Source organism: Salmonella sp. SAL00670, from assembly GCF_046552235.1.
GTDB classification, from domain to species: domain Bacteria; phylum Pseudomonadota; class Gammaproteobacteria; order Enterobacterales; family Enterobacteriaceae; genus Salmonella; species Salmonella enterica.
Window position 1 is genome coordinate 1123063 of sequence record NZ_JBGDUO010000001.1, and the last position, 24099, is coordinate 1147161.

Annotated in this window: 22 protein-coding genes; 7 read left to right on the top strand and 15 right to left on the bottom strand. The window is 54.2% G+C overall.

Translation table 11 applies throughout. From position 1 onward, the window contains the following. Positions 1-255 precede the first annotated feature (255 nt). From ACLJRS_RS05655 to cmoB, 5 genes are read left to right on the top strand one after another with little or no spacing between them, the layout of a single operon-like run. A complete protein-coding gene (locus ACLJRS_RS05655; RefSeq protein WP_000916144.1) occupies positions 256-822 on the top strand; it encodes a hydrolase in 567 nt (188 codons plus the stop codon). After that, positions 819-1637, top strand: a complete 819-nt coding sequence (locus ACLJRS_RS05660) for a DUF72 domain-containing protein (RefSeq protein ID WP_000639226.1) — start codon at positions 819-821, stop codon at positions 1635-1637. The genes ACLJRS_RS05655 and ACLJRS_RS05660 overlap by 4 nt, the downstream gene beginning before the upstream one ends. A gap of 52 nt (positions 1638-1689) precedes the next feature. Further along, entirely contained in the window at positions 1690-2085 is a 396-nt protein-coding gene (locus ACLJRS_RS05665) for an MAPEG family protein (RefSeq protein WP_000252975.1), read from the top strand. A gap of 40 nt (positions 2086-2125) precedes the next feature. After that, the gene (gene cmoA, locus ACLJRS_RS05670) at positions 2126-2869 is read left to right on the top strand and encodes a carboxy-S-adenosyl-L-methionine synthase CmoA (RefSeq protein ID WP_000019608.1); all 744 of its coding nucleotides are present in this window, start codon (positions 2126-2128) and stop codon (positions 2867-2869) included. Further along, positions 2866-3837 (top strand): tRNA 5-methoxyuridine(34)/uridine 5-oxyacetic acid(34) synthase CmoB, encoded by a 972-nt coding sequence (gene cmoB / locus ACLJRS_RS05675; RefSeq protein WP_410957761.1) that lies wholly within the window; start codon positions 2866-2868, stop codon positions 3835-3837. The genes cmoA and cmoB overlap by 4 nt, the downstream gene beginning before the upstream one ends. Before the next feature lie 235 nt (positions 3838-4072). Here the strand turns inward: cmoB and cutC are convergent, their stop codons facing one another. Next, on the bottom strand, positions 4073-4819 hold the full coding sequence (gene cutC, locus ACLJRS_RS05680; RefSeq protein ID WP_001185769.1) for a copper homeostasis protein CutC: 747 nt from the start codon (positions 4817-4819) through the stop codon (positions 4073-4075). Positions 4820-4838: 19 nt separating this feature from the next. Then, complete coding sequence (locus tag ACLJRS_RS05685; RefSeq protein ID WP_000024796.1) at positions 4839-5408, bottom strand: VOC family protein; 570 nt, start codon at positions 5406-5408, stop codon at positions 4839-4841. A gap of 236 nt (positions 5409-5644) precedes the next feature. Between ACLJRS_RS05685 and argS the strand changes: the two genes are divergently transcribed. Continuing rightward, positions 5645-7378, top strand: coding sequence for an arginine--tRNA ligase (argS, locus tag ACLJRS_RS05690; protein ID WP_001025367.1), 1734 nt, complete (start codon positions 5645-5647; stop codon positions 7376-7378). 188 nt (positions 7379-7566) lie between these two features. Then, positions 7567-9438 (top strand): penicillin-binding protein 2, encoded by a 1872-nt coding sequence (gene mrdA / locus ACLJRS_RS05695; protein WP_000142855.1) that lies wholly within the window; start codon positions 7567-7569, stop codon positions 9436-9438. A 53-nt stretch (positions 9439-9491) separates the two neighbouring features. On the opposite strand, the gene ACLJRS_RS05700 is transcribed toward mrdA, so the two are convergent. The 13 genes from ACLJRS_RS05700 to motA form a co-directional block, all read right to left on the bottom strand. Beyond that, positions 9492-10631 (bottom strand): glycoside hydrolase family 105 protein, encoded by a 1140-nt coding sequence (locus tag ACLJRS_RS05700; RefSeq protein ID WP_000989908.1) that lies wholly within the window; start codon positions 10629-10631, stop codon positions 9492-9494. A gap of 236 nt (positions 10632-10867) precedes the next feature. Then, a complete protein-coding gene (gene flhe, locus ACLJRS_RS05705) occupies positions 10868-11260 on the bottom strand; it encodes a flagellar protein FlhE (protein ID WP_001233619.1) in 393 nt (130 codons plus the stop codon). After that, entirely contained in the window at positions 11260-13338 is a 2079-nt protein-coding gene (gene flhA / locus ACLJRS_RS05710; protein ID WP_000002386.1) for a flagellar biosynthesis protein FlhA, read from the bottom strand. Before flhA ends, flhe begins: the two co-directional genes overlap by 1 nt. Next, entirely contained in the window at positions 13331-14482 is a 1152-nt protein-coding gene (gene flhB / locus ACLJRS_RS05715) for a flagellar biosynthesis protein FlhB (RefSeq protein ID WP_000797081.1), read from the bottom strand. Before flhB ends, flhA begins: the two co-directional genes overlap by 8 nt. A gap of 193 nt (positions 14483-14675) precedes the next feature. After that, positions 14676-15320: a protein phosphatase CheZ gene (gene cheZ / locus ACLJRS_RS05720; protein WP_000983586.1), complete on the bottom strand. Its 645-nt coding sequence runs from the start codon at positions 15318-15320 to the stop codon at positions 14676-14678. A 10-nt stretch (positions 15321-15330) separates the two neighbouring features. Then, the gene (cheY, locus tag ACLJRS_RS05725; RefSeq protein ID WP_000763861.1) at positions 15331-15720 is read right to left on the bottom strand and encodes a chemotaxis response regulator CheY; all 390 of its coding nucleotides are present in this window, start codon (positions 15718-15720) and stop codon (positions 15331-15333) included. Between the two features lie 17 nt (positions 15721-15737). After that, positions 15738-16787 (bottom strand): protein-glutamate methylesterase/protein glutamine deamidase, encoded by a 1050-nt coding sequence (gene cheB / locus ACLJRS_RS05730; protein ID WP_000036389.1) that lies wholly within the window; start codon positions 16785-16787, stop codon positions 15738-15740. Continuing rightward, complete coding sequence (cheR, locus tag ACLJRS_RS05735; RefSeq protein WP_000204362.1) at positions 16784-17650, bottom strand: protein-glutamate O-methyltransferase CheR; 867 nt, start codon at positions 17648-17650, stop codon at positions 16784-16786. Before cheR ends, cheB begins: the two co-directional genes overlap by 4 nt. Positions 17651-17810: 160 nt before the next feature. Continuing rightward, positions 17811-19472, bottom strand: a complete 1662-nt coding sequence (tar, locus tag ACLJRS_RS05740) for a methyl-accepting chemotaxis protein II (RefSeq protein ID WP_000483277.1) — start codon at positions 19470-19472, stop codon at positions 17811-17813. 236 nt (positions 19473-19708) lie between these two features. Beyond that, complete coding sequence (gene cheW / locus ACLJRS_RS05745) at positions 19709-20212, bottom strand: chemotaxis protein CheW (RefSeq protein WP_000147295.1); 504 nt, start codon at positions 20210-20212, stop codon at positions 19709-19711. Positions 20213-20232: 20 nt separating this feature from the next. Further along, positions 20233-22248 carry a chemotaxis protein CheA gene (cheA, locus tag ACLJRS_RS05750; RefSeq protein ID WP_000061313.1) on the bottom strand — a complete coding sequence of 672 codons (2016 nt, stop codon included), beginning with the start codon at positions 22246-22248 and terminating at the stop codon, positions 20233-20235. 4 nt (positions 22249-22252) lie between these two features. Further along, positions 22253-23182, bottom strand: a complete 930-nt coding sequence (gene motB, locus ACLJRS_RS05755) for a flagellar motor protein MotB (protein ID WP_000795653.1) — start codon at positions 23180-23182, stop codon at positions 22253-22255. Beyond that, positions 23179-24066, bottom strand: a complete 888-nt coding sequence (gene motA, locus ACLJRS_RS05760; RefSeq protein ID WP_000906312.1) for a flagellar motor stator protein MotA — start codon at positions 24064-24066, stop codon at positions 23179-23181. The genes motB and motA overlap by 4 nt, the downstream gene beginning before the upstream one ends. Between the last annotated feature and the right edge of the window lie 33 nt (positions 24067-24099).

Consider the following 24099-nt stretch of genomic DNA (forward strand, 5'->3'; position numbering starts at 1 on the left):
CTGTATGTCACAACTGGATGAAAAAAGGCGGCTATTATACTGGAAATTCTGCCGCACGATAAGAGTCAATCCAGCATGGGAGCGATAACTTGCCCGTTTCATGCGGTATCGACACTTGGTTCATACTGACTGTACCCGGGTTTTTCACGCGGGTATTGCGTATGCTCACAAAAATTAACAATATTTGTCGCCGCTTTCCTCTTTAATCGCGCTTAAGGTGTAGTGAAATCCGCTATTTTTAGGAGAGTGATTATCATGCTGAAACTCAACGCGACCACAACCGCCCTGGTGGTTATTGATTTACAGGAAGGAATTCTTCCGTTTGCCGGCGGCCCGTATACGGCAAATGAGGTGGTCGCCCGCGCCGCGCGGCTGGCGGAAAAGTGTCGTGCCAACGGCTCGCCCGTGGTTATGGTACGCGTCGGATGGTCTGATGATTATGCCGAAGCGTTAAAACAACCCGTGGATGCCGCAACGCCTGCGCACGCGTTGCCGGAAAACTGGTGGACCTGGCCTACGGCATTGGGTAAAAAGGACAGCGATCTGGAAGTGACTAAACGCCAGTGGGGCGCGTTTTACGGCACCGATCTGGAATTACAGCTTCGCCGCCGGGGTATCGACACCATCATATTGTGCGGGATCTCAACCAATATCGGCGTCGAATCCACAGCGCGTAACGCCTGGGAGTTGGGATTTAACCTTATTATTGCCGAAGATGCCTGTAGCGCCGCCAGCAGTGAGCAGCATCAGAGCAGTATGACGCATATTTTCCCGCGCATTGGCCGGGTACGCAGCGTAGAGGATATTTTAAACGCCTTATGATCTACATTGGCCTGCCGCAATGGTCGCACCCGAAATGGGCGCGGCTCGGCATCACCAGTCTGGAAGAGTATGCCCGCCACTTTAATTGCGTAGAGGGCAACACCACGCTTTACGCGCTGCCGAAAGCGGAAATTGTCGATCGCTGGTATGCGCAAACTACGGACGATTTCCGTTTTTGCTTTAAATTTCCCGCGACCATTTCTCACCAGGCCGCGCTGCGCCATTGCGACGATCTGGTACAGGCGTTTTTTACCCGCCTGGCGCCGCTGGAAACGCGTATTGGCCAATACTGGCTGCAGTTGCCCGCCGCCTTTGGACCGCGCGATCTCCCCGCCTTATGGCAGTTTCTTGATGCGCTCCCCGCCACGTTTACCTATGGCGTAGAAGTTCGTCATCCGTGTTTTTTTGACAAAGGTGAGGATGAACAGCGGCTCAATCGCGGGTTACACGCGCGCGGCGTAAACCGCGTGATCCTGGATAGTCGTCCGGTACATGCCGCCCATCCCCACAGCGAGGCCGTCCGCGACGCGCAGCGAAAAAAACCCAAAGTTCCGGTACATGCTGTCGTGACGGCCAGCCATCCAATGGTGCGTTTTATCGGTAGCGATAATATGGCGCAAAACCGTGAATTTTTCGCCGCCTGGTTGCAGAAACTCCCGCAGTGGCGGCAGACCACCACGCCTTTTCTGTTTTTACATACTCCGGATATCGCGCAGGCGCCGGAACTGGTGAATACGCTTTGGCATGATTTACGCAGCGTCTTACCGGAAATCGGCACTGCTCCGTCCATTCCACAGCAATCTTCTCTTTTCTGAAAATGCCCCCTATCATAGACAGTGCCATCAGCCATTTTAAAAGGGAGTTTGTATGGTAAGCGCGCTGTATGCCGTTTTGGGTGCGTTATTATTAATGAAGTTCTCTTTTAATGTCGTTCGCTTGCGAATGCAGTACCGTGTCGCCTATGGCGACGGCGGTTTTAGCGAATTGCAAAGCGCCATCCGTATTCATGGCAACGCGGTGGAATATATTCCTGTCGCGCTGGTGCTGCTGCTGTTTATGGAAATGAACGGCGCCGAAACGTGGATGGTGCATATCTGCGGCATCATTTTAATCGCCGGTCGGCTGATGCATTATTACGGTTTTCACCACCGCCTGTTCCGCTGGCGGCGGGCGGGGATGAGCGCGACCTGGTGCGCATTGTTGCTGATGGTGCTGGCAAACCTGTGGTATATGCCCTGGGAGTTGGTTTTCTCCCTGTATTAGCGCACAATATGCGCCTTTATTTTTCCCGGATGTATACGTTATGTCTCACCGCGACACGCTTTTTTCTGCGCCTATCGCCCGTCTCGGCGACTGGACTTTTGATGAACGAGTAGCCGAAGTTTTCCCCGACATGATTCAGCGTTCGGTACCAGGCTACTCCAACATCATCTCCATGATCGGCATGTTGGCTGAACGCTTTGTGCAGCCGAACACGCAGGTCTACGATCTGGGCTGCTCGCTGGGCGCCGCGACGCTGTCTGTTCGGCGTAATATCCGCCATGAGCATTGTCGCATTATCGCCGTCGATAACTCTCCGGCCATGATTGAACGCTGCCGCCGCCATATTGATGCATATAAAGCGCCTACGCCGGTTGAAGTCGTTGAAGGCGATATCCGCGATATCACTATTGAAAACGCCTCGATGGTGGTGCTGAATTTTACCCTGCAATTCCTTGAACCTGCCGAACGCCAGGCATTGCTGGATAAGATTTACCTGGGGTTGAATCCCGGCGGCGCGCTGGTACTGTCGGAAAAATTTAGCTTTGAAGATGCGAAAGTGGGCGAGCTGTTATTCAACATGCACCACGATTTTAAACGCGCGAATGGGTACAGCGAACTGGAGATCAGTCAGAAGCGCAGTATGCTGGAAAACGTGATGCTCACCGACTCGGTGGAAACACATAAAGCGCGCCTGCGTAAGGCGGGTTTCGAACATAGTGAACTGTGGTTCCAGTGCTTTAATTTCGGGTCGCTTGTCGCGTTAAAAGCCGGAGTTGCCACATGATCGAGTTTGGTAACTTTTATCAGCTCATTGCTAAAAATCATCTCTCCCACTGGCTGGAAACATTGCCCGCGCAGATTGCCGCCTGGCAACGCGAGCAGCAGCATGGCTTGTTTAAACAGTGGTCGAACGCGGTAGAATTTTTACCGGAAATGACGCCCTGGCGGCTGGATTTACTGCACAGCGTCACGGCGGAAAGCGAAACGCCGCTCAGCGAAGGTCAGCTAAAGCGTATTGATACGTTGCTGCGTAATCTGATGCCGTGGCGTAAAGGCCCGTTCTCGCTTTATGGCGTAGATATTGATACCGAATGGCGCTCCGACTGGAAGTGGGATCGCGTACTGCCGCATCTGTCAGATTTAACCGGCCGGACGATCCTTGATGTCGGCTGCGGCAGCGGCTATCACCTATGGCGGATGATTGGCGCGGGCGCACATCTGGCGGTCGGCATCGATCCTACACAGCTTTTCCTCTGCCAGTTTGAGGCGGTGCGTAAACTGTTGGGTAACGATCAGCGCGCGCATCTGCTGCCGTTGGGCATTGAACAACTCCCGGCGCTGAAAGCATTTGATACCGTCTTCTCGATGGGGGTGCTTTATCACCGTCGCTCGCCGCTGGAGCATCTGTGGCAGTTAAAAGATCAGTTGGTCAACGAGGGTGAACTGGTACTGGAAACGCTGGTCGTCGACGGCGACGAAAATACCGTACTGGTGCCGGGTGACCGCTACGCGCAGATGCGTAACGTCTATTTTATTCCTTCCGCGCCGGCATTAAAAAAATGGCTGGAAAAATGCGGCTTTATTGATGTGCGTATCGCCCATGTCTGCGTCACTACCACCGAAGAGCAACGCCGTACCGAATGGATGGTTACCGAGTCGCTGGCCGATTTTCTTGACCCGAACGATCGCAGCAAGACGGTGGAAGGCTATCCCGCCCCGCAGCGCGCGGTGCTGATTGCGCGTAAACCGTGATGGATTACCGAATGACCGTTACGTATAGCACCGTTTCTCCAAAATAGTTCAAGTTGCAGCAAGGCGGCAACGCAGCAAATCCCCGGTCACGTAGGTAGCTACGTGACCGGGGTGCGCGAGGCGGCCAACGCTGCTGCGGCTTGAAATATGAAGGAGAAAAAAAGGCCCCTGTTGAATTGGCAGGGGCCTGGTACGAGCAAGCATCATATTGGGCGACATGATGCAACGGTAAAAATCATTTGGCCTGATGGCGAACAATGATTCCTTTCATTTCAGCGACCGACGCACCCTCTACCCTATAGCGAGAATACTCGTCCGCCTGTATATCGGCAGACATCGATAACCCCTGATTGCGATAGCGCATCGGCGAAGGCAGTAAGACTCCGGCGGAACTGTGTACTTCCCGTACTCCGGCATCGAGGAAATTCTGCAGGTTATTTGCACGAACCCCCGCACCAGCCATAATGATTGGAGCATCCCCCTGAGCAATAAGTTCCATAATTATTGATAAACCTTGCGCCGCATCGGCTTTTTGTCCGGAAGTCAGTACTCTTGCTACGCCTGCGTCAGCCAGATTCTTTAGCGCATTGAAGGGATTAGCACACATATCGAAGGCGCGGTGGAATGTCACCGCCAGCGGTCCGGCCGCCGCCATTATTTTTTCCATTCGCGACATATCGACATCCCCATCAACGGTCAACACGCCAGTCACCAGCCCGGGAAAACCCAACTCTCTGACGAGGCGAATATCTTCCAGCATGGCGGCAAATTCGCCGTCAGTGTAGTAAAAATCCCCGCCGCGAGGACGAATAATCGGATGTACGGGAATCGTAATATGCTCGCGTACGCTGCGTAAGACGCCGAAAGAAGGCGTAAGCCCCCCTTCTTTCGGCGCGGCGCACAGTTCGATACGATCCGCGCCGTTTCGCTGCGCGGTGAGCGCGCATTCCATGCTGTAACAACAGATCTCAAGTAACGCCATATTCACTCCGCTCGGCAGGTTAATGGGCCGCCTGTTCGCTGGCGACAATCGCTTCAATCGACCATGGATGAAATTTTACCGTGACGCGGCCATCGGTCACGGCCAGCGTAGGGTTTGGCAAACGTTCATGCTCGCCCTGTGGCGAACTGGTTTTAACCACTATCCCCGGCTGACTAAGCCCCTCATCCGACAACAACGCCAGCGCCCTCGCGTTCAAGGTCTCCGGCTCGCCGGGCAGCACGATTTCAATATGCTCCCACCCTTCGTGTGGATAGCGTTTTTCTCCCGGCCACGGTAATTCAATAACAGAAAACCGCCAGTGTTCCACACATACCGGTTCATGCAGTTTAAACAGACAAATCGGCCTGCCGTTGATGATATTTTCCGACAGTAGCTCGCCGCATTGTTCAAAACCGCGACGCCAACGCTCCGCCGTCGTATTCTGGTGACAGCGCAATGAAATGTGATCGGCCTCAAGGGCGCTAATCTGCAGACCAAGGCGAGTGGAAAGTTCTCTGAACGCCAGAGTGAATCGAGGTAAATCTGCGGAAATATCATGCAGTTCATCAATGTGTTGCCAGTTCGCCATATCAGGACGCTCTTCTTGCTGTGAAAACCGCTAATTTACGCTGTTGCGCCCCGGCAACCAACCTTTGATTTGATTGGGCGTTTATTGAATGCTTATGCAGATTATTGTTGCGTATATTTCAGGCGACGCGCCGCGCGCGCAATGCTGACGCCAACGGGCATTTGCAGTATACTCCCGCCCTAATTCTTAAACTGGCGCGGGCAATACAGCCCGCTTCATAAACGTAAGGTATTCCGGTGAATATTCAGGCTCTTCTCTCAGAAAAAGTTAGTCAGGCCATGATTGCTGCAGGCGCGCCTGCAGATTGCGAGCCCCAGGTTCGTCAGTCAGCCAAAGTTCAGTTCGGCGACTATCAGGCCAACGGCATGATGGCAGTTGCGAAAAAACTGGGTATGGCCCCCCGACAACTTGCAGAGCAGGTGCTGACTCATCTGGATCTCAGCGGCATCGCCAGCAAGGTTGAAATCGCCGGCCCTGGCTTTATCAATATTTTCCTCGAACCGGCTTTTCTCGCTGAACAGGTGCAACAGGCGCTGACCTCCGATCGTCTGGGCGTTTCTCAGCCGACTCGTCAGACGATTGTCGTCGACTACTCCGCGCCCAACGTCGCGAAAGAGATGCACGTCGGTCATCTACGCTCCACGATTATCGGCGATGCGGCAGTGCGCACGCTGGAGTTTCTGGGCCATCATGTTATTCGCGCTAACCACGTCGGCGACTGGGGCACCCAGTTCGGTATGCTTATCGCCTGGCTGGAAAAACAGCAGCAGGAAAACGCGGGCGACATGGCGCTGGCGGATCTCGAAGGATTCTACCGCGATGCGAAAAAGCATTATGACGAAGATGAAGCGTTTGCCGAGCGCGCGCGTAACTACGTCGTCAAATTGCAGAGCGGTGATGCCTATTTCCGTGAGATGTGGCGTAAGCTGGTTGATATCACGATGACGCAAAACCAGATCACCTATGATCGTCTGAACGTCACTCTGACGCGTGACGATGTGATGGGCGAAAGTCTGTATAATCCGATGCTGCCGGGCATCGTCGCCGATCTGAAAGCCAAAGGACTGGCGGTTGAAAGCGAAGGCGCAACGGTGGTTTTCCTTGATGAGTTTAAAAACAAGGAAGGCGACCCGATGGGCGTCATTATTCAGAAGAAAGATGGCGGTTATCTGTATACCACTACCGATATCGCCTGCGCCAAATACCGTTACGAAACGCTGCATGCCGACCGCGTGCTCTACTACATTGACTCCCGTCAGCACCAGCACCTGATGCAAGCCTGGACCATTGTGCGCAAAGCCGGTTATGTACCGGATTCCGTTCCGCTGGAACACCACATGTTCGGCATGATGTTGGGTAAAGACGGTAAACCGTTTAAAACTCGCGCGGGCGGTACGGTGAAACTGGCGGACCTGCTGGATGAGGCGCTGGAGCGCGCGCGTCGTCTGGTGGCGGAGAAGAACCCGGATATGCCGGCTGACGAGCTGGAAAAACTGGCTAACGCCGTCGGTATTGGCGCGGTGAAATACGCCGATCTGTCAAAAAACCGCACCACTGACTATATCTTCGACTGGGATAATATGTTGGCTTTCGAAGGCAATACCGCTCCTTATATGCAGTATGCCTATACGCGTGTGCTGTCTGTTTTCCGTAAAGCGGACATCGACGAGCAGGCGCTGGCGAGCGCGCCGGTTATCATTAGCGAAGATCGCGAAGCGCAACTCGCTGCCCGTCTGCTGCAGTTTGAAGAAACCCTGACGGTGGTCGCGCGTGAAGGTACGCCGCACGTCATGTGCGCGTATCTGTATGACGTCGCCGGGCTGTTCTCCGGCTTCTACGAGCACTGCCCTATTCTCAGCGCCGAGAATGACGCGGTTCGCAATAGCCGCCTAAAACTGGCGCAACTGACGGCGAAGACGCTGAAACTGGGTCTGGATACGTTGGGTATCGAAACCGTAGAACGCATGTAAACGCGCCGTCGTTAACATCATCAGGCCTGACTCCGGATAACGGACTCAGGCCTTTTTATTGCCACAGCGGTATATCTGTAACAAATCACAAGGAATGACACATTTCTATAGAGAGATGGAACATCTTTTACCTGTGCTGGCGCTGACCGCCCCGTATCATTAGGCGGCGGATTGTTCAGGTACAGGTAATGACTTTTAAAGACTTTGATGCGGAAGAGAAACTCTTCCTGAGACGTGTGATTGTGGCGTTTGGTGTAGTGGTTGTCTGCTTTGGTATCCTGATCTTCAACCTCTATAACTTGCAAATCCGCCAGCACCACTACTACACCACCCGTTCGAATGAGAACGATATCAAGATGCTACCCGTCGCGCCCACGCGCGGCATCATTTACGATCGCAACGGCATTCCGCTGGTGCGTAACGTAACCTGGTATGATATCGCGGTTACGCCCTATAAAATTGCCGATATGGATGCGCTGCTAAAACAGCTCACCCCTATTGTTGATCTCTCCCCCGATGATATCGCCGACTTTCGCCATGCGCTAAAATCCAGTAGCCGCTATCGTCCGGTGGTGCTCAAAAACGCGCTAACGGATGTTGAAATCGCACGCTTTGCGGTCAATCAGTTTCATTTCAACGGCGTCACGATCAATAGCTATCAGGATCGGCAGTATCCTTACGGCGCGGAGCTGGCGCATGTTCTCGGTTACGTGTCAAAGATAAACGATAACGACCTTAAAGCGCTGGATAAAAAAGGGCTGGCAGAGAATTACGCGGCGGACCATAACATCGGTAAACAGGGGATTGAGCGTTACTACGAAAACGATCTTCATGGCAAAACCGGTTATCAGGAGGTCGAGGTGGATAATCACGGGCGTATTGTCCGCCTGCTGAAAGACGTTCCTCCCATCGCGGGTAAGAACATTCACCTGACGCTGGATCTCCATTTACAAGAGTACATTGAAAGTTTGCTGGCCGGGCAGCGTGCTGCCGTACTGGTTGAAGATCCGCACGATGGTTCAGTGCTGGCGATGGTATCTATGCCCAGCTACGACCCGAACCCCTTTGTAAAAGGCATTAGCTATCAGGATTACGGCAAACTGCTGCACGATAAAAATCTGCCGCTGATCAACCGCGTGACGCAAGGGCTTTATCCCCCGGCGTCAACGGTTAAACCCTATATGGCGATGTCCGCGCTGTTATGCGGGATTATTACGCCGCAAACCACCTTCTTTGGCGCGCCAACCTGGACGCTTCCCGGCACGCAGCGGCATTACCGGGACTGGAAAAAAACCGGACACGGTATGCTGGATGTCACTAAAGCGATTGAGGAATCTGCGGATACCTTTTTCTATCAGGTCGCTTATATGATGGGTATTGACCGTATCGACACGATGTTGTCTCAGTTCGGCTATGGCAAACCGACGGGCATCGACCTTAATGAAGAATATGACGGGCTGCTTCCCAGCCGCGCATGGAAACAGCGGGTCCATAAAAAAGCCTGGTATCAGGGCGATACCATTTCTGTCGGCATCGGCCAGGGTTACTGGATTGCCACCCCCATCCAGATGGTAAAAGCGATGGTGGCGCTCATCAACAACGGTAAGGTGATTGCCCCTCACCTGTTACTCAATGAAGAGAGCGGCAAAACGGTGGTTCCGTATCGCCCTTCAGGAACACCGGCACAGATAGCCGATCCGGCGTCGCCATACTGGGGACTGGTGCGTCAGGCGATGTATGGCATGGCGAATGCACCCAACGGAACGGGCTATAAGTTCTTTCACACAGCGCCCTACGGCATTGCGGCCAAAAGCGGCACGTCGCAGGTGTTTAGCCTGAAAGAAAATCAGACCTACAACGCGAAAATGATCCCCATTCGCCTGCGCGATCATGTGTTTTATACCGCTTTTGCACCGTATAAAAACCCTAAGGTCGCTATTGCCTTGATTCTGGAAAACGGCGGAAGCGACGGCGTTACCGCCGCGCCCATCATGCGAAAAATCCTTGACCACCTGTTTGATCCACAGGCTGATACCACGCAGCCGGGTCAGGCGCCATAGTCAAATAAGCAAAGCGCCATCAGACAAGGATACGGCCGGAATATCTGCATACATCAGAAATAGTTACGCAGATATTCCGTCAAACACAGCATTGCCATCGCCTGCCCGTAAGGCATAGAGGTCAACGGAATATGACGGTAAAAATCGAGATCGTGGCCCATGCCAGTGCCAAATGACGTTTGCAGCAGTTCGCCTTCCGGCGAGATATGTTTCACTATCCCCCGAATGGCTTTTTCCGCCACCTGCGCATAGTGCCGTTCGACATAGCGTTTGCGCACCGCTTTAAGAATACCGTAGGCAAAACCCGCCGTCGCCGACGCCTCAAGATAAGAGTGCGGATCGTCAAGCAGCGTATGCCACAAACCGCTTTCATCCTGACATTTCGCCAGCGCGGCGATCTGCGCATTCAGTACCTGGACCAGATAACGGCGCACGGCATTATTTTCCGGCAAGTCCAGCAGTTCAAGAAAATCCGGGATCACAATGGTCAGCCAACTGTTGCCGCGCGCCCAGCGAGCGTTAGCGAAGTTATGATGACCGTCATAGCTCCAGCCGTGGAACCACAGCCCCGTCTCTTTATCCATCAAATTCTGCACGTGTAGCAGGAACTGATAGGTTGCCTCTTCCACATATTCCGGCCGGTTCAACAGCTTACCGATTTTCGCCAGCGGCAGCACCGTCATCATTAGCGTGTCGTCCCACATCTGCTGATGATTTTCCTCCGCCAGCGTGATGTGCTGCATTCCGCCGTGATCGGTACGGGGCATTTCATTCATCGCCCATTCGGCCCACGTTTCCAGCCACGGTAAATACGCTGGATTACGCGTCTCTTCATAGCGATACGCCAGCGTTAAAAACGGTGCCATCGTATTAACGTTTTTCGTCGTCGCGCCTTCCGCAAAACGATCGGCAAACCAGTCATCAATGATCTTACGCATCGTCTGGTCGCCGGTCTGTTGGTAATAGTGATACATTCCGTACAGGCCCACGCCGTGCGTCCACTCCCATCCGGCCCAGCCTTTAGTATCGATCACGCGTCCGTCGTCCAGTCGCAATAAAAATTCGCCTGTCTCATCTTTAATATTGACCAGGTTATGCGTCACCTTTTGCACCAGGGCTTTTAGTTCATCTCTGGCGATAAAATGCTCAGGCTGACGCAATAGCGGACTGTGTTTGACTGGATAAACCATCATTTGCTTAACCTCTGTGTAATGTCGAATTCAGTGCTGCGTGCAGTTTTACCGCCGACGCAGTCGATTCGCTACAGTAAAAGCTAAGCTGGGCGGAAACCTTTTTGTTTCTGCCATTGCCAGAGCGTAAATGGCAAAAACGCAAAGAGTCCGGCAACCTACCTCACCATTTTATAAAACAGCGTTTCTATTTATTCAAAAAGAGAGTCAGGTCTGCTACCTGGCAAAGAAAGGGGCGGTTAGCGGTAGTTCACAATCACCTGATTGCTCCGCACTTTTAACGCCGGGATAAGTCGGCCGCCGCCGGGGACTTCCCAGACAAAGCGGAGCGGCTCGACTGCGGGAACATGAGCAAAACCGTGGGTCGTGCCACTCTGACCATCAAGTTCTACGCAACGGGACTGGGAACATAACCGTACCCGTAAGCCCGCGGGAGTCGGGCCATTCAGTTCATAACGCCAGGCGACCAGCGTCATCACACCGGAAACCGGCTGACGCGCCGACAATGGCGAAGACGATGCGGAAACACCCCGGTAATTTAAGGTTACACCCATACCGCTATCCTGCCACGCGCCTTCGCCTGCGGCCTGAACCGTCAGGGGAAAGAGCAACAACGCCAGCCATTTACGCATTATTTTCCTCCAATGGTCGCCGTCATGCGGATATGACGGTTATCGGAAAGCTCAAGGTTCGACAACACCACCAGCTGCGGTAAACTGCGCCGCAAAAAGCGGGACAATAATGGACGTAGCGCATGGTTAACCAGTAATACCGGCGGCGCGCCAAGCATTTCCTGGCGAGAAAGCGCTTCTTGGGTCTGCGCCAGCAGGCGATCCGCCAACCCAGGCTCAAGTCCACCGCCGCCCTGCAATGCCTGAAGCAGCAAACGCTCCAGCGCGGTATCCAGGCCAATCACCTGCACTTCTTCATTACCGGGGAACCACTGTTGCGTAATCGCTCGTCCTAATGCCACGCGTACCACGGCGGTTAATTCATGCGGATCGCTTTGTAACGGCGCATGTTCCGCCAGCGTTTCCAGAATGGTGCGCATATCGCGAATCGGGACTTTTTCCGCCAGTAAGTTTTGCAGGACTTTGTGTAAAGTCGTGAGGGTCACGACGCCGGGGACCAGATCTTCCGTGAGTTTAGGCATCTCCTGAGAGACACGATCCAACAGTTGCTGCGCTTCCTGGCGGCCAAACAGTTCGGCGGAGAATTGGCCAATCAAGTGGTTAAGGTGCGTCGCCACAACGGTACTGGCTTCAACAACGGTAAAGCCCTGAATTTGCGCCTGCTCTTTCAGGGCGCTTTCAATCCAGATGGCATCAAGGCCAAAAGCTGGATCGACGGTTTTCTCGCCCGGTAGCGTTCCCGCCGCCGTGCCGGGGTTAATAGCCAGCCAACGTCCCGGATAGGCGTCCCCGCTGCCAATCTCTACCCCTTTCATCAAAATACGGTAGCGCGCAGGCTGTAAATCCATATTGTCGCGAATGTGGACCACCGGCGGCAGGAACCCCATATCCTGCGCGAATTTTTTACGAATACTGCGAATACGTCCGAGCAATTCGCCATCCTGTTGAAAATCCACCATCGGGATCAGGCGGTAGCCCACTTCCATTCCCAGTGAATCCTCAAGCTGTACGTCATTCCAGGTGGCTTCGACCACCGAGTTATTTTCCGGCATTTTTACCGGCTGCGGCTCCTCTGGCGCTTTTTCTTCACGCCCGCGCAGCCACCATGCCAGGCCGAGCAAAGCGGCGGTAAAAAGTAAAAATACCAGGTTAGGCATTCCTGGCACCATGCCAAGCAGCCCCAGCACCGCCGCCGCCAGCAGCATCACCCTTGGATTACTGAACAGTTGGCCAACCATCTGCTCGCCTACATCCTGATCGGTACTGACGCGGGTCACAATGACGCCCGCCGCCGTGGAGATAACCAGCGCCGGGATCTGGGCGACCAGGCCGTCGCCAATGGTCAGCAGAGTGTAGCTTTCCGCCGCGCTGCCTATGCTCATTCCGTGCTGCAATACGCCGACCAGCAGCCCGCCGACCACGTTAATGACCATGATGAGAATACCGGCGATGGCGTCGCCGCGTACAAATTTACTTGCCCCGTCCATCGAACCGTAGAAGTCGGCTTCCTGAGTGACTTCCGAACGCCGTTTTTTGGCCTCGTCTTCACCAATCAGACCGGCATTAAGATCGGCGTCAATCGCCATTTGCTTACCGGGCATACCATCCAGCACAAAGCGCGCGCCGACTTCGGCAATACGTCCGGCGCCTTTGGTGATGACCATGAAGTTGATAATGACGAGGATGATAAAAACCACAATCCCGATCGCGAAGTTACCGCCGACCAGGAAATGACCGAACGCCTCTACCACCTTTCCCGCCGCCGCCGCGCCGGTATGCCCTTCCATCAAAATAATGCGCGTTGAGGCGACGTTAAGCGCCAGACGCAGTAGCGTGGTAAACAGCAGGATGGTCGGAAACGCGGCAAAATCCAGAGTACGCTGGGTAAACATCGCCACCAGCAGCACCATGATCGATAGCGCAATATTAAAGGTAAACAATAAGTCGAGGATAAAAGCAGGTAGCGGCAGCACCATCATCGACAAAATCAGCAGAATGAGGATCGGCCCGGCAAGAATTTGCCATTGCGTCGATTTCAGGTTGCTGGGCAGGCGCAGCATCGCGACCAGATTAGCCATCAGTATTCTTCTCGTTCATAAAATCCAGCGCTTCTGGCACCGGAAGGTTCTCAGGTTGTGGAGGACGTTGCCCGCCCGCAAGCCGCCAGCGTTTAAGCTGCCAGACCCAGGCCAACACTTCCGCAACGGCAGCATATAACTGCCCGGGAATTTGCTGACCGATTTCGGCGTGGCGATATAATGCCCGCGCCAGCGGCGGCGCTTCTAAAGTGGGAACCCGATGTTCAGCGCCGATCTCGCGAATGCGCAGCGCTATTAATCCAGCCCCCTTCGCGACCACTTTCGGCGCGCTCATTTTGTTTTCGTCATACTGCAGCGCCACGGAATAGTGCGTCGGGTTAGTGACAATGACGTCCGCTTTCGGCACATCTTCCATCATGCGGCGCTGCGCGGCGGCGCGTTGCATCTGGCGAATTTTGCCCTTAACATGCGGATCGCCTTCGCTCTCTTTAAATTCGTCGCGAATGTCCTGCCGCGACATGCGTAATTTTTTCAGGTGGCTAAAGATCTGGAAAAACACGTCAAATCCCACCATCGGAATCACGCCCAGTACCACCAGTAACGCGCAGAGTCCAACCAGATCCAGCGCATTCCCCATTGCGACGATCGGCGACTCCGCCATCAGGCGCATCATTTGCGGCCAGTGATGCCAGAGATAAAAGCCGGTAACGCAGCCGACCAGCGTGGATTTCAACACCGCTTTTAGCAGTTCCGCGCCGGTCTGCGCCGAAAACATGCGCTTAATTCCCGGCAGCGGGTTTAATTTAGAAAATTTTGGCTGTAGCGACTTACCGCTAAAAATCAGGCCGCCAAGCATAACCGGCGAGATAAGCGCCACCAGCACCACGCCCGCGATGAGCGGTAGCAGTGCCATCATCGCCGCTTTAATCAGCAAAATTATCTGCCCCAGGATCAGGTTAGGATCGTTCACCATACGGTGATCGAAGTGCAGGCCTGCTGAGAGCATTCCCGCCAGCTGCCGCGCTAACGACTCGCCGCCGAACCAAATAATACAAACGCCCACCAGCAATATCAGCAGTGAGGTCAGTTCTCTGGAACGGGGGATCTGCCCTTCTTCCCGCGCTTTTTCAAGTCGGTGGGGTGTGGGGGCTTCTGTTTTGTCGTCGTCGCTCTCTTCTGCCACGCAGCAAACCCTGGATAGATTGATAAGCGAGAATGATGCCAGAACCGCTTTACGCCAATGGGCAGAGTAAGCGGTAAAAAAGGCGGGGTTTATGGCGTTAATAGAGATAGCCGGATACGATAAGAAAGTATCGTATCCGGCCGGGTTGACGGATTCGGACCCGATAAGCGCAGCGCCATCAGGTCAAAAAAGCTTAAAAGCCAAGACTGTCCAGCAGGTCGTCCACCTGATCCTGACTGGCAACGACGCCAGCTTTCGAGGTATCCACCTGCGGGCCGTTGAGCAAGCTTTCGTTCTCGCGTTTTGGTCGCGCGCTCTGTTCCGGGATGTTTTCCAGCAGCACCATTAACAACTGGCGTTCAATCTCCTGAATCACGTCCATCATGCGTTTGATCACCTGACCCGTCAGATCCTGGAAATCCTGCGCCATCATGATGTCCAGCAGTTGCGCGTTAGTAAAGCTGGTATGGCCCGGGACATCCCTGAGAAACTGGCGCGTATCCGTCACCAGTTCACGGGCGTCGGAAAGCTCGATCGGATTGTCAAACCACTCGTCCCAACGTTGGGTTAGCGCTTTCGCCTCTTTTTCCATCGCATCCTGATGCGGCTGCGAGGCTTCGACACTGTTTAGCGCGCGTTCCGCCGCCTGCGCCGTCATCTGGACGACATAATCCAGACGGTCGCGCGCATCAGGGATCGCCTCCGCCGCTTCGGCAATCGCCTGGTCCAGCCCCAGTTCACGCAGGCTGTCGCGCAGCATTCGGGTCAGACTACCGATGCGCGCAATGATGTCTCCTGCTGAGCCTTCATCAGCAGGCTTGATAGATGGTTGCATCATCATCGCATCCTCACATGCCCAGTTTCTCAAAGATTTTGTTGAGCTTCTCTTCCAGAGTCGCTGCGGTGAACGGTTTTACGACATAACCGCTGGCGCCAGCCTGTGCGGCGGCGATAATATTCTCTTTCTTGGCTTCCGCCGTGACCATCAACACGGGTAACGCCGACATGGCGCTATCGGCGCGAATGGTTTTCAGCAGCTCCAGGCCATCCATATTCGGCATGTTCCAGTCGGAGATAATAAAACCAAAGCCGCCCGCCTGGAGCTTGTTCAGCGCATCGACGCCGTCTTCGGCCTCTTCCACATTGTTAAATCCAAGCTCTTTTAAGAGGTTGCGCACGATACGACGCATGGTCGAAAAGTCATCCACAACCAAAAATTTAAGCTCTTTATCCGCCATAAAATACTACTCCTGGTTCAAATACGTATCGCCTGTCCGGCACTGATTTTCGCCAGCATCTGCTGGCTTACCTGGCTAAGATCGACCACTTCGCTTACGCCCCCCATATTGATGGCCTCGCGCGGCATGCCGAACACCACACAACTTGCTTCGTTTTGCGCAATGGTCCAGGCGCCAGCCTGGTACATCGCTAACATTCCAGCGGCGCCATCGTTGCCCATCCCCGTAAGAATGACGCCTACGGCGTTGCGCCCCGCGTGTTTCGCCACCGAATGAAACAGCACATCCACGGAAGGCCGATGCCGGTTTACCGGCGGGCCATCATGAATTTTGATTTGATAATTCGCCCCGCTACGCGCCAGCTCCATATGCTTGTCGCCGGGCGCAATGTAGGCATGACCTGGCAATACGCGTTCGCCGTCCTCGGCCTCCTTCACGCTGATTTGACAGAGTTTATTCAGACGCTCGGCAAACGAGCGGGTAAAGCCAGGCGGCATATGCTGCGTAATAATCACTGCCGGACTGGAAAGCGGCAGCGGTTGCAGCACATGTCGGATAGCTTCAGTACCGCCCGTTGAAGCGCCGATAGCAATCAGTTTTTCCGAACTGAGCAGCGGACCGGCTTTTAAGGTTGCCGGGGCCGCCATCGGTTTATGTGCGGCGATGCGGGCCCGCGCGGCGGTACGCACTTTTTCGGCGATCATCTCGCTATACGCCAGCATACCTTCACGAATGCCAAGCTGCGGTTTGGTGACAAAATCGATGGCCCCCAACTCCAGCGCCCGTAGCGTCACTTCAGAACCTTTCCCGGTCAGCGAAGAGACCATCACCACCGGCATCGGTCGCAGGCGCATCAGTTTTTCCAGAAAATCGAGGCCGTCCATACGCGGCATCTCAACGTCCAGGGTCAATACGTCCGGATTAAATTTTTTGATGAGATCCCTGGCGACCAACGGGTCCGGCGCAGTCGCCACCATCTCCATATCGCTATGGCTATTAATAATTTCAGTCATGATTTGGCGCATTAGCGCGGAATCATCAACTGACAATACCCTGATTTTACTCATGCTTTATCCTTACTTAGCGCATACACCGTCTGTCCGCGCAGGCTAAACTCGCGCACGAGGTTGCTAAAGTTTTCTGAGTGACCGGCAAACAACAGTCCGTCAGGTTTAAGGAGTGGAACAAAACGGCGCAGAATGTCCTCCTGAGTCGTTTTATCAAAATAGATCATGACGTTACGGCAAAAAATCGCGTCAAAGGGACCGGGTACGTTGTACTGCTTTTCCAACAAATTAACGGAGGAAAATTCAACATAATTGGCCAGTTCCTGACGCACGCGCACCAGTCCTTCATGCGGCCCCGTACCGCGCATGAAGTAACGTTGTAGCTGCTGCGGCGATAACGTTTTCAGTTCGCTGAGGCGATAAATACCGCTTCTCGCTTTTTCCAGCACTTCAGTATCAATATCGCTGGCGAATACTTTCCAGCGACCGGGGGCCATCCCCAACGCATCCGCCAGCGTAATGGCGATACTGTAAGGTTCTTCTCCTGTCGATGCCGCCGCACTCCAGACGCGGTACTCGCCGTGGCGGCGACGCGCATGTTCCGCAAGGATGGGAAAATGGTGCGCCTCGCGAAAAAAAGCGGTCAGGTTGGTAGTCAGAGCGTTGATAAAAGCCTGCCACTCAGCGCTGTTTTGATTAGCCTCCAGCATACTGAGATAACGGCCAAAATCATCCAGTCCCAGGGCACGCAGCCGACGGACCAGGCGGTTATAAACCATATCCCGCTTATGGTCGGCCAGCACGATCCCTGCGCGCTGGTAGATTAATTGACATATCCGACGAAAATGCGCGTCGGACAGCGCGAGGCGCTGTGTCATCTGTAACAATACTGACGTTTGCCCGGAGGGCAGAGATGATGTCATAGCGCCTTCTTAATCACATTCAAAGTACAACGGGCGCGCCCTGCGGCAGCGCCATGCTTCCCGTATTACACATTTTTTGCTTTTATCTATGCGAACCAGACGAAAGGGATCGGCGGGTTCGCAAATTAATCGATAACCGACAGCACACAGCGCACGTCGATCAGAAGGTTTCCCAGTTCGCATCATCCCCGGCGGCTAATGGCCGCGGCGTATTGCCGGACTGAGCGTCCACTGACAAACGCATCTCAGGTTTATTTACCGCCAGCGGTCGCGATGCCAGGCGGAAAGCCGATACCGCCTGGGTCAGACGGCTGGCCTGCTCTTCCAGCGCGGCGGCGGCCGCTGCGGATTCCTGAACCAGCGAGGCGTTCTGTTGCGTTACGCGATCCATTTCGGAAACGGCCAAAGCGACCTGATCGATACCCCGGCTTTGCTCATCCGAGGCGGAGGCGATTTCGCCCATGATATCCGTGACGCGCGTAACGGCATTGACGATGTCAGTCATGGTTTCCCCGGCGCTTTCCACCAGCACAGAACCGGTATCGACACGCGAGACGGAATCTTCAATCAACGCTTTTATTTCTTTCGCCGCCTGGGCGCTGCGGCTGGCCAGATTACGCACCTCGCCTGCCACGACCGCAAAACCGCGCCCCTGCTCTCCCGCGCGCGCCGCTTCTACCGCCGCGTTCAGCGCCAGAATGTTAGTCTGGAAGGCAATACCGTCGATAACGCTGATAATGTCAGCGATTTTTTTCGAACTGTCGGCAATTTCGTGCATGGTGTTTACCACGCCGTCGACCACTTTGCCGCCATGACGCGCGGTCTCGGAGGCGCTTTGCGCCAGTTGCGAAGCCTGGCGGGCGTTATCGGCGTTTTGCTTCACGGTGGCCGTCAGTTGTTCCATGCTGGCCGCCGTCTCCTCCAGAGCGGAGGCCTGCTGTTCGGTACGGGAAGAGAGGTCGGTATTACCGGCGGCAATTTCACTGGTGCCGGAATAAATCGCATCCGAACCTTCACGAACCTGCGTTACGGTGTCAATCAACGAGCGTTGCATATGTTCAACCGTTCCCGCCAGTTCGCCAATTTCATTACGCCCTGAGACGGTGAGCGTTTTCGTCAAATCGCCGCTGGCAATTTCACGGATATGAGTAATCACTCGCGCTAATGGGTTAAGCAGGGCATGACGAATGCCGAACCAAACCACCATCAAAATCAGCACCAGCACGACCGCAAGCCCCCCCAGTTGCCATTGCGCAAAACGGTAGTCATGAGCGCTTTGATCAAATGTCTGGCGGTACAGGCTTTCGCTCACCCGGGCGTAATTGCCCAGCGCCTCGCCCAACGCGTTTTGCATTCCCTGGGTTGGCTGGGCGAAGTAGGCATCCATATTGCCATTGTCCAGAAACTGAATAAGTTCGGCTAATGCGGCCTGATAGCGCTGATATTTTTCATCGACGTTCGCGCTGGCCTCCGCCATCGCTGGCAATGGCGTCATGTTTTTGAAATTGGCGTAATGCGCCGCCGCCTGTGCGAGGGTCGTTTTTGCATTCTGGAGTAAATCCGTTTTGGCGCTGCTCTGCTGGTTAGAAGCGTCCATCATCATGCGTGCGGCGGAACGGCTCAGGTTAATGCGCGTTTGCAGCATTAAGTCCCATGTCGACGTGAGTTCGCTTTGTTGCTGGCGTAATTCGTTAGAAATAACAAAACCTTGCTGGTTATGCTGTAATGAAGAAAACAGCAAACCACCGGAAACAAGCTGTAGCAGTGCGAAAACCCCCAGCACCATCATCAGCATTGTGACAACGCGGATACGGTTAAACATAAGGCACCTTCCTGATAACGAGTTATCAACGTTATCGGCACCTGCGGTGATAACTTTACTTTTGCAAAAAGGAAATACGCTGTTCCGGAAGACGACATTGCCAATGACAGTGTCGCAGCGGCGATGCCGGCGCAAAATGCAGGGGCTGGGCGCGGGCGATGAAGAGGCACTCTCACCGCTGGCGGAAGCATAACGGTGAATATTGCCGGATGGCGCGACGCCATCCGGCAACGTTATTACGCGACGTGTGATGCTGCGATATCCAGCAGCGCCATCTCTTCGCTGTTAAGCAGTTTTTCGATATTCACCAGAATCAGCATACGCTCGCCGAGCGCGCCCAATCCCGTCAAATATTCTGTTGACAAGGTCACGGCAAATTCTGGCGCCGGACGGATCTGTTCCGCCGTTAACGACAGTACGTCAGACACGCCGTCTACCACTATCCCGACGACGCGTTGCCCCAGATTCAGTACGATCACTACCGTATTGTCATCGTACTCTACGTCGCCTTCGCAGAATTTCACGCGCAGATCGACAATGGGGACAATCACGCCGCGCAGGTTAGTCACCCCTTTTATAAAGGCCGGTGTATTGGCGATGCGCGTCACCTGGTCATAGCCACGGATCTCCTGCACTTTCAGGATATCGATGCCGTACTCTTCATTTCCCAGTGTAAACACCAGGAATTCCTGACCTGACGGCTCGCCGGCCAGTTTGCTTACATTACTCATACCGGTCATATTATTCCCTTCTCACTCAATCAGGCGGCTGTGATCGCCATACGTTGTTCGCGGTTTAAACCCTGCAATGCGGAAACATCAACAATCAGCGCGACGCTGCCGTCGCCCAGGATCGTCGCGGCGGAAATCCCCGGTACCTTGCGATAATTGCTTTCCAGATTTTTGACCACCACCTGGTGCTGACCGATGAGCTGATCGACCAGCAGCGCGTAACGGCGTCCCGCGCTTTGCAGGATCACAACAATGCCCTGCGTGGCTTCGGTTTTCGCCCCGTCCACGTCAAACACTTTCCACAATTCGACCAGCGGCAAATACTCGCCGCGAACTTCCAGAACCCGTTCGCCGCCCGCCAGCGGATGAAGATCCTCTTCACGCGGTTGCAGCGACTCCATCACCGCATTTAACGGCAGGATAAAAACTTCCCCCGCCACGCGAACCGACATCCCATCGAGGATGGCCAGCGTCAGCGGCAGCAGAATACGAATCGTGGTGCCGGAGCCTTGTTTTGACTGGATCTCAACGTGACCGCCCATCTCCTGAATGTTACGTTTCACCACATCCATGCCAACGCCGCGACCGGAGACATCCGTGACCTGTTCCGCAGTTGAGAATCCCGGCGCGAAGATCAACATGCCTACTTCATCGTCGGTCATGTTTTCATTCACCGCCATCCCCTGCGACATGGCCTTCGCCAGGATACGCTCACGGTTAAGCCCCGCGCCGTCATCGGTCACTTCAATACAAATATTCCCGCCCTGATGTTCTGCGGAAAGAATCAGGTTGCCGACAGCATTTTTCCCCGCCTCAAGGCGTTTTTCCGGCATTTCAATCCCGTGGTCGAGACTGTTGCGCACCAGGTGCGTCAGCGGGTCGATAATGCGTTCGATCAGGCTTTTATCAAGTTCAGTGGAGCTCCCCACCAGCGTCAGCTCTACCTGCTTGCCCAGTTTGCCCGCTAAATCGCGTACCAGACGCGGGAAACGGCTGAAGACGTACTCCATAGGCATCATACGAATCGACATCACCGACTCTTGTAAGTCGCGGGCGTTACGTTGTAACTGCCCCATACTGGTAATGAGATCGCCGTGGTTTACCGGGTCCAGCTCGTTAGAACGCTGGGCCAACATTGACTGGGTAATCACTAACTCGCCGACCAGGTTTATGAGCTGATCCACTTTCTCTACCGCCACGCGAATGCTGGTGGACTCGCGTTCACGCGCAGGTTTTTCACGCCCCGCATGATGTTCATGGGCCGCGCTTTTGGCGGCTGGCGCAACGACTGCCGGAGGCGCTACCGGCGCTACCTCGGTTTTCTCTTGCGCTTTTTCCACGGGCGCGGCGACCACTTTTTCAAAAGCGATCTGATCGGCCTCGATGACAAAACAGAGCACCGCGACAATGTCATCTTCCGCGACGCTGCCATCCAGAGTTGCCGACAGTGAATCCGCTCCCTTAACGACATCCGTCAGAGTAGCCAGATTGCCCAACTCTTCTTCAAGCAGATCGACCTCACTGGCTTTCAACCGTGAAAGTACAATGCGCAGTTTACTCTCGTCACGAGGCGATTCGGTTTCGGCTACGCTCTCTTCCTGGATCGCCGCGCTTAGTGCCGCGGTTTCTACGACCGCCGGCGTGGTTTCGCCTTTCGCCTCCAGCGCCAACTGGCGTAGCGCATTGCAGATATATTCGAAGCTTGCGGCATCCGGCTCTTCGGAGTTTTTATAGGCGTCGAGCTGTTCCTGCATAATATCTTTCGTTTCCAAAAACAGGTTGATAATGTCGGTATTGAGCTGCATTTCACCGCGTCGGGCTTCATCCAGCAGGTTTTCCATTAAATGTGTGGTTTCCTGCAGAATAGTGAAGCCGAATGTGCCCGCGCCGCCTTTAATGGAGTGCGCCGCGCGAAAAATGGCGTTCAGTTGTTCAGCGTCCGGAGATTCCGGCACCAAATCCAGCAGATGCTGCTCCATATCAGCCAACAGCTCGTCAGCTTCATCAAAAAATGTCTGATAAAAATCGCTAATATCCATGCTCACGCTATCACCTCGGTTCCGCTTTTGGCGATGTGGGTACGCTTGCCGGCGGGGCTGCCGCAGGCTGTTGTAATACACTTACCGGCTCATTCTGGCTTTCAGCGTTTTCATGCAAAATGGCCTGTTCCGCCTGTTTGTTTAACACCAGCAGGCTTATACGGCGGTTGATGGCGTCATCAGGACCGCGATCGCTCAGCCGCATCGTGGCGGCCATGCCAACCACCCGTAATACTTTTCCGTTATCCAGCCCGCCAGCGACCAGTTCGCGACGAGAGGCATTGGCGCGATCGGCGGATAACTCCCAGTTGCTATAGCCTTTTTCGCCGTTCGCGTAGGGAAAGTCATCGGTATGGCCGGCCAGGCTAATGCGATTAGGTATACCGTTTAACACTGGCGCAATCGCACGCAGGATATCGCGCATATACGGCTCAACTTCGGCGCTGCCGGTTTTAAACATCGGGCGGTTCTGGCTGTCGATAATCTGGATGCGCAACCCCTCCTGAACTAAATCAATTTTCAGATGCGGACGTAACGCGCGCAGTTTGGGATCGGATTCGATCAGTTGATCCAGATCGCCGCGCAGTTTGTTTAAGCGACTCTGCTCCATCCGTTTTTTCAGCTCGTCGATATTCGGCTGCTTTTCCACTTCACCCTGCTGTTGGGTGTAATCATCGCCGCCGCCTGGTATCGGGCTCTCGCTATTGGCAATCCGATTCCCCCCCGTTACCGCGGTGGCCAACGGCGTACGAAAATATTCGGCAATCTGAATTAATTCTTTAGGGCTGGAGATGGAAATCAGCCACATCACCAGAAAAAAAGCCATCATCGCCGTCATAAAATCGGCGTAGGCAATTTTCCAGGAACCGTGCGCCCCGCCGCCGTGCGGTTTGTGCCTGCGGCGTTTTACGACGACAATGGGATGAGCCTGATTTTTCATGCTTCCTCAGTCGTCTGCTGCTGGTTTGGGTTTCTCACTGCGCGAACGTGTTCTTCCAACTCAATAAACGATGGACGCTCACTGGAATAAAGCGTTTTACGACCAAATTCCACGGCAATCGGCGGCGCATAGCCGTTCAGATTAGACAGCAGTGTAATTTTTACGCACTGCATCATCTTGGTGGTTTCGGCGCTCTTCTGGCGCAAAACGGTCGCTAACGGTGAAATGAATCCATAAGCCAGTAAAATACCGAGGAACGTACCTACCATGGCATGGGCAATCAGCGCCCCCAACTCCGCTGCCGGACGATCGGCTGAAGCCAGAGCGTGAACCACCCCCATTACCGCCGCGACAATACCAAAGGCAGGCAGCGAATCCCCCACCATCGCCAGGCTGTTGGCCGGGACTTCCGCCTCGCTTTCATGGGTTTCAATCTCTTCATCCATCAACGCTTCAATTTCGAACGTATTCATGTTGCCGCTGATGATCAGGCGCAGATAATCGACAATAAAATCAAGCATTACCGCATCGGCCAGAATACGCGGATAACTGGCGAAGATTTCACTCTCTTTCGGATTTTCAATATCGCGTTCAAGGGAGAACATCCCCTGCTGGCGTGATTTGGCCATCAGGCGATAGAGCAACGCCAGCAAATCCATGTACATAGATTTTGTGTATTTCGAACGACGAAATAACAACGGGATCGCTTTCATCGTGCCTTTGATGGCCTTCCCGTTGTTGCCGACAATGAACGCCCCTATCCCCGCGCCGCCAATGATGACCAGTTCAGCAGGTTGATAGAGTGCCCCAAGGTGTCCGCCGGTCATGACATAACCGCCGAAAACTGTACCGATAACCACCAGGTAACCTAATAAGATAAGCACGACATCATCCTTCCGCTGTTGACTATGACAGGA

Excerpts from the sequence above, each read along its gene's own strand:
- ACLJRS_RS05655 (WP_000916144.1), top strand. The coding sequence starts at position 256 with ATGCTGAAACTCAACGCGACCACAACCGCCCTGGTGGTTATTGATTTA.
- ACLJRS_RS05660 (WP_000639226.1), top strand. The coding sequence starts at position 819 with ATGATCTACATTGGCCTGCCGCAATGGTCGCACCCGAAATGGGCGCGG.
- ACLJRS_RS05665 (WP_000252975.1), top strand. The coding sequence starts at position 1,690 with ATGGTAAGCGCGCTGTATGCCGTTTTGGGTGCGTTATTATTAATGAAG.
- cmoA (WP_000019608.1), top strand. The coding sequence starts at position 2,126 with ATGTCTCACCGCGACACGCTTTTTTCTGCGCCTATCGCCCGTCTCGGC.
- cmoB (WP_410957761.1), top strand. The coding sequence starts at position 2,866 with ATGATCGAGTTTGGTAACTTTTATCAGCTCATTGCTAAAAATCATCTC.
- cutC (WP_001185769.1), bottom strand. The coding sequence starts at position 4,819 with ATGGCGTTACTTGAGATCTGTTGTTACAGCATGGAATGCGCGCTCACC.
- ACLJRS_RS05685 (WP_000024796.1), bottom strand. The coding sequence starts at position 5,408 with ATGGCGAACTGGCAACACATTGATGAACTGCATGATATTTCCGCAGAT.
- mrdA (WP_000142855.1), top strand. The coding sequence starts at position 7,567 with ATGACTTTTAAAGACTTTGATGCGGAAGAGAAACTCTTCCTGAGACGT.
- ACLJRS_RS05700 (WP_000989908.1), bottom strand. The coding sequence starts at position 10,631 with ATGATGGTTTATCCAGTCAAACACAGTCCGCTATTGCGTCAGCCTGAG.
- flhe (WP_001233619.1), bottom strand. The coding sequence starts at position 11,260 with ATGCGTAAATGGCTGGCGTTGTTGCTCTTTCCCCTGACGGTTCAGGCC.
- flhA (WP_000002386.1), bottom strand. The coding sequence starts at position 13,338 with ATGGCTAATCTGGTCGCGATGCTGCGCCTGCCCAGCAACCTGAAATCG.
- cheZ (WP_000983586.1), bottom strand. The coding sequence starts at position 15,320 with ATGATGCAACCATCTATCAAGCCTGCTGATGAAGGCTCAGCAGGAGAC.
- cheY (WP_000763861.1), bottom strand. The coding sequence starts at position 15,720 with ATGGCGGATAAAGAGCTTAAATTTTTGGTTGTGGATGACTTTTCGACC.
- cheB (WP_000036389.1), bottom strand. The coding sequence starts at position 16,787 with ATGAGTAAAATCAGGGTATTGTCAGTTGATGATTCCGCGCTAATGCGC.
- cheR (WP_000204362.1), bottom strand. The coding sequence starts at position 17,650 with ATGACATCATCTCTGCCCTCCGGGCAAACGTCAGTATTGTTACAGATG.
- tar (WP_000483277.1), bottom strand. The coding sequence starts at position 19,472 with ATGTTTAACCGTATCCGCGTTGTCACAATGCTGATGATGGTGCTGGGG.
- cheW (WP_000147295.1), bottom strand. The coding sequence starts at position 20,212 with ATGACCGGTATGAGTAATGTAAGCAAACTGGCCGGCGAGCCGTCAGGT.
- motB (WP_000795653.1), bottom strand. The coding sequence starts at position 23,182 with ATGAAAAATCAGGCTCATCCCATTGTCGTCGTAAAACGCCGCAGGCAC.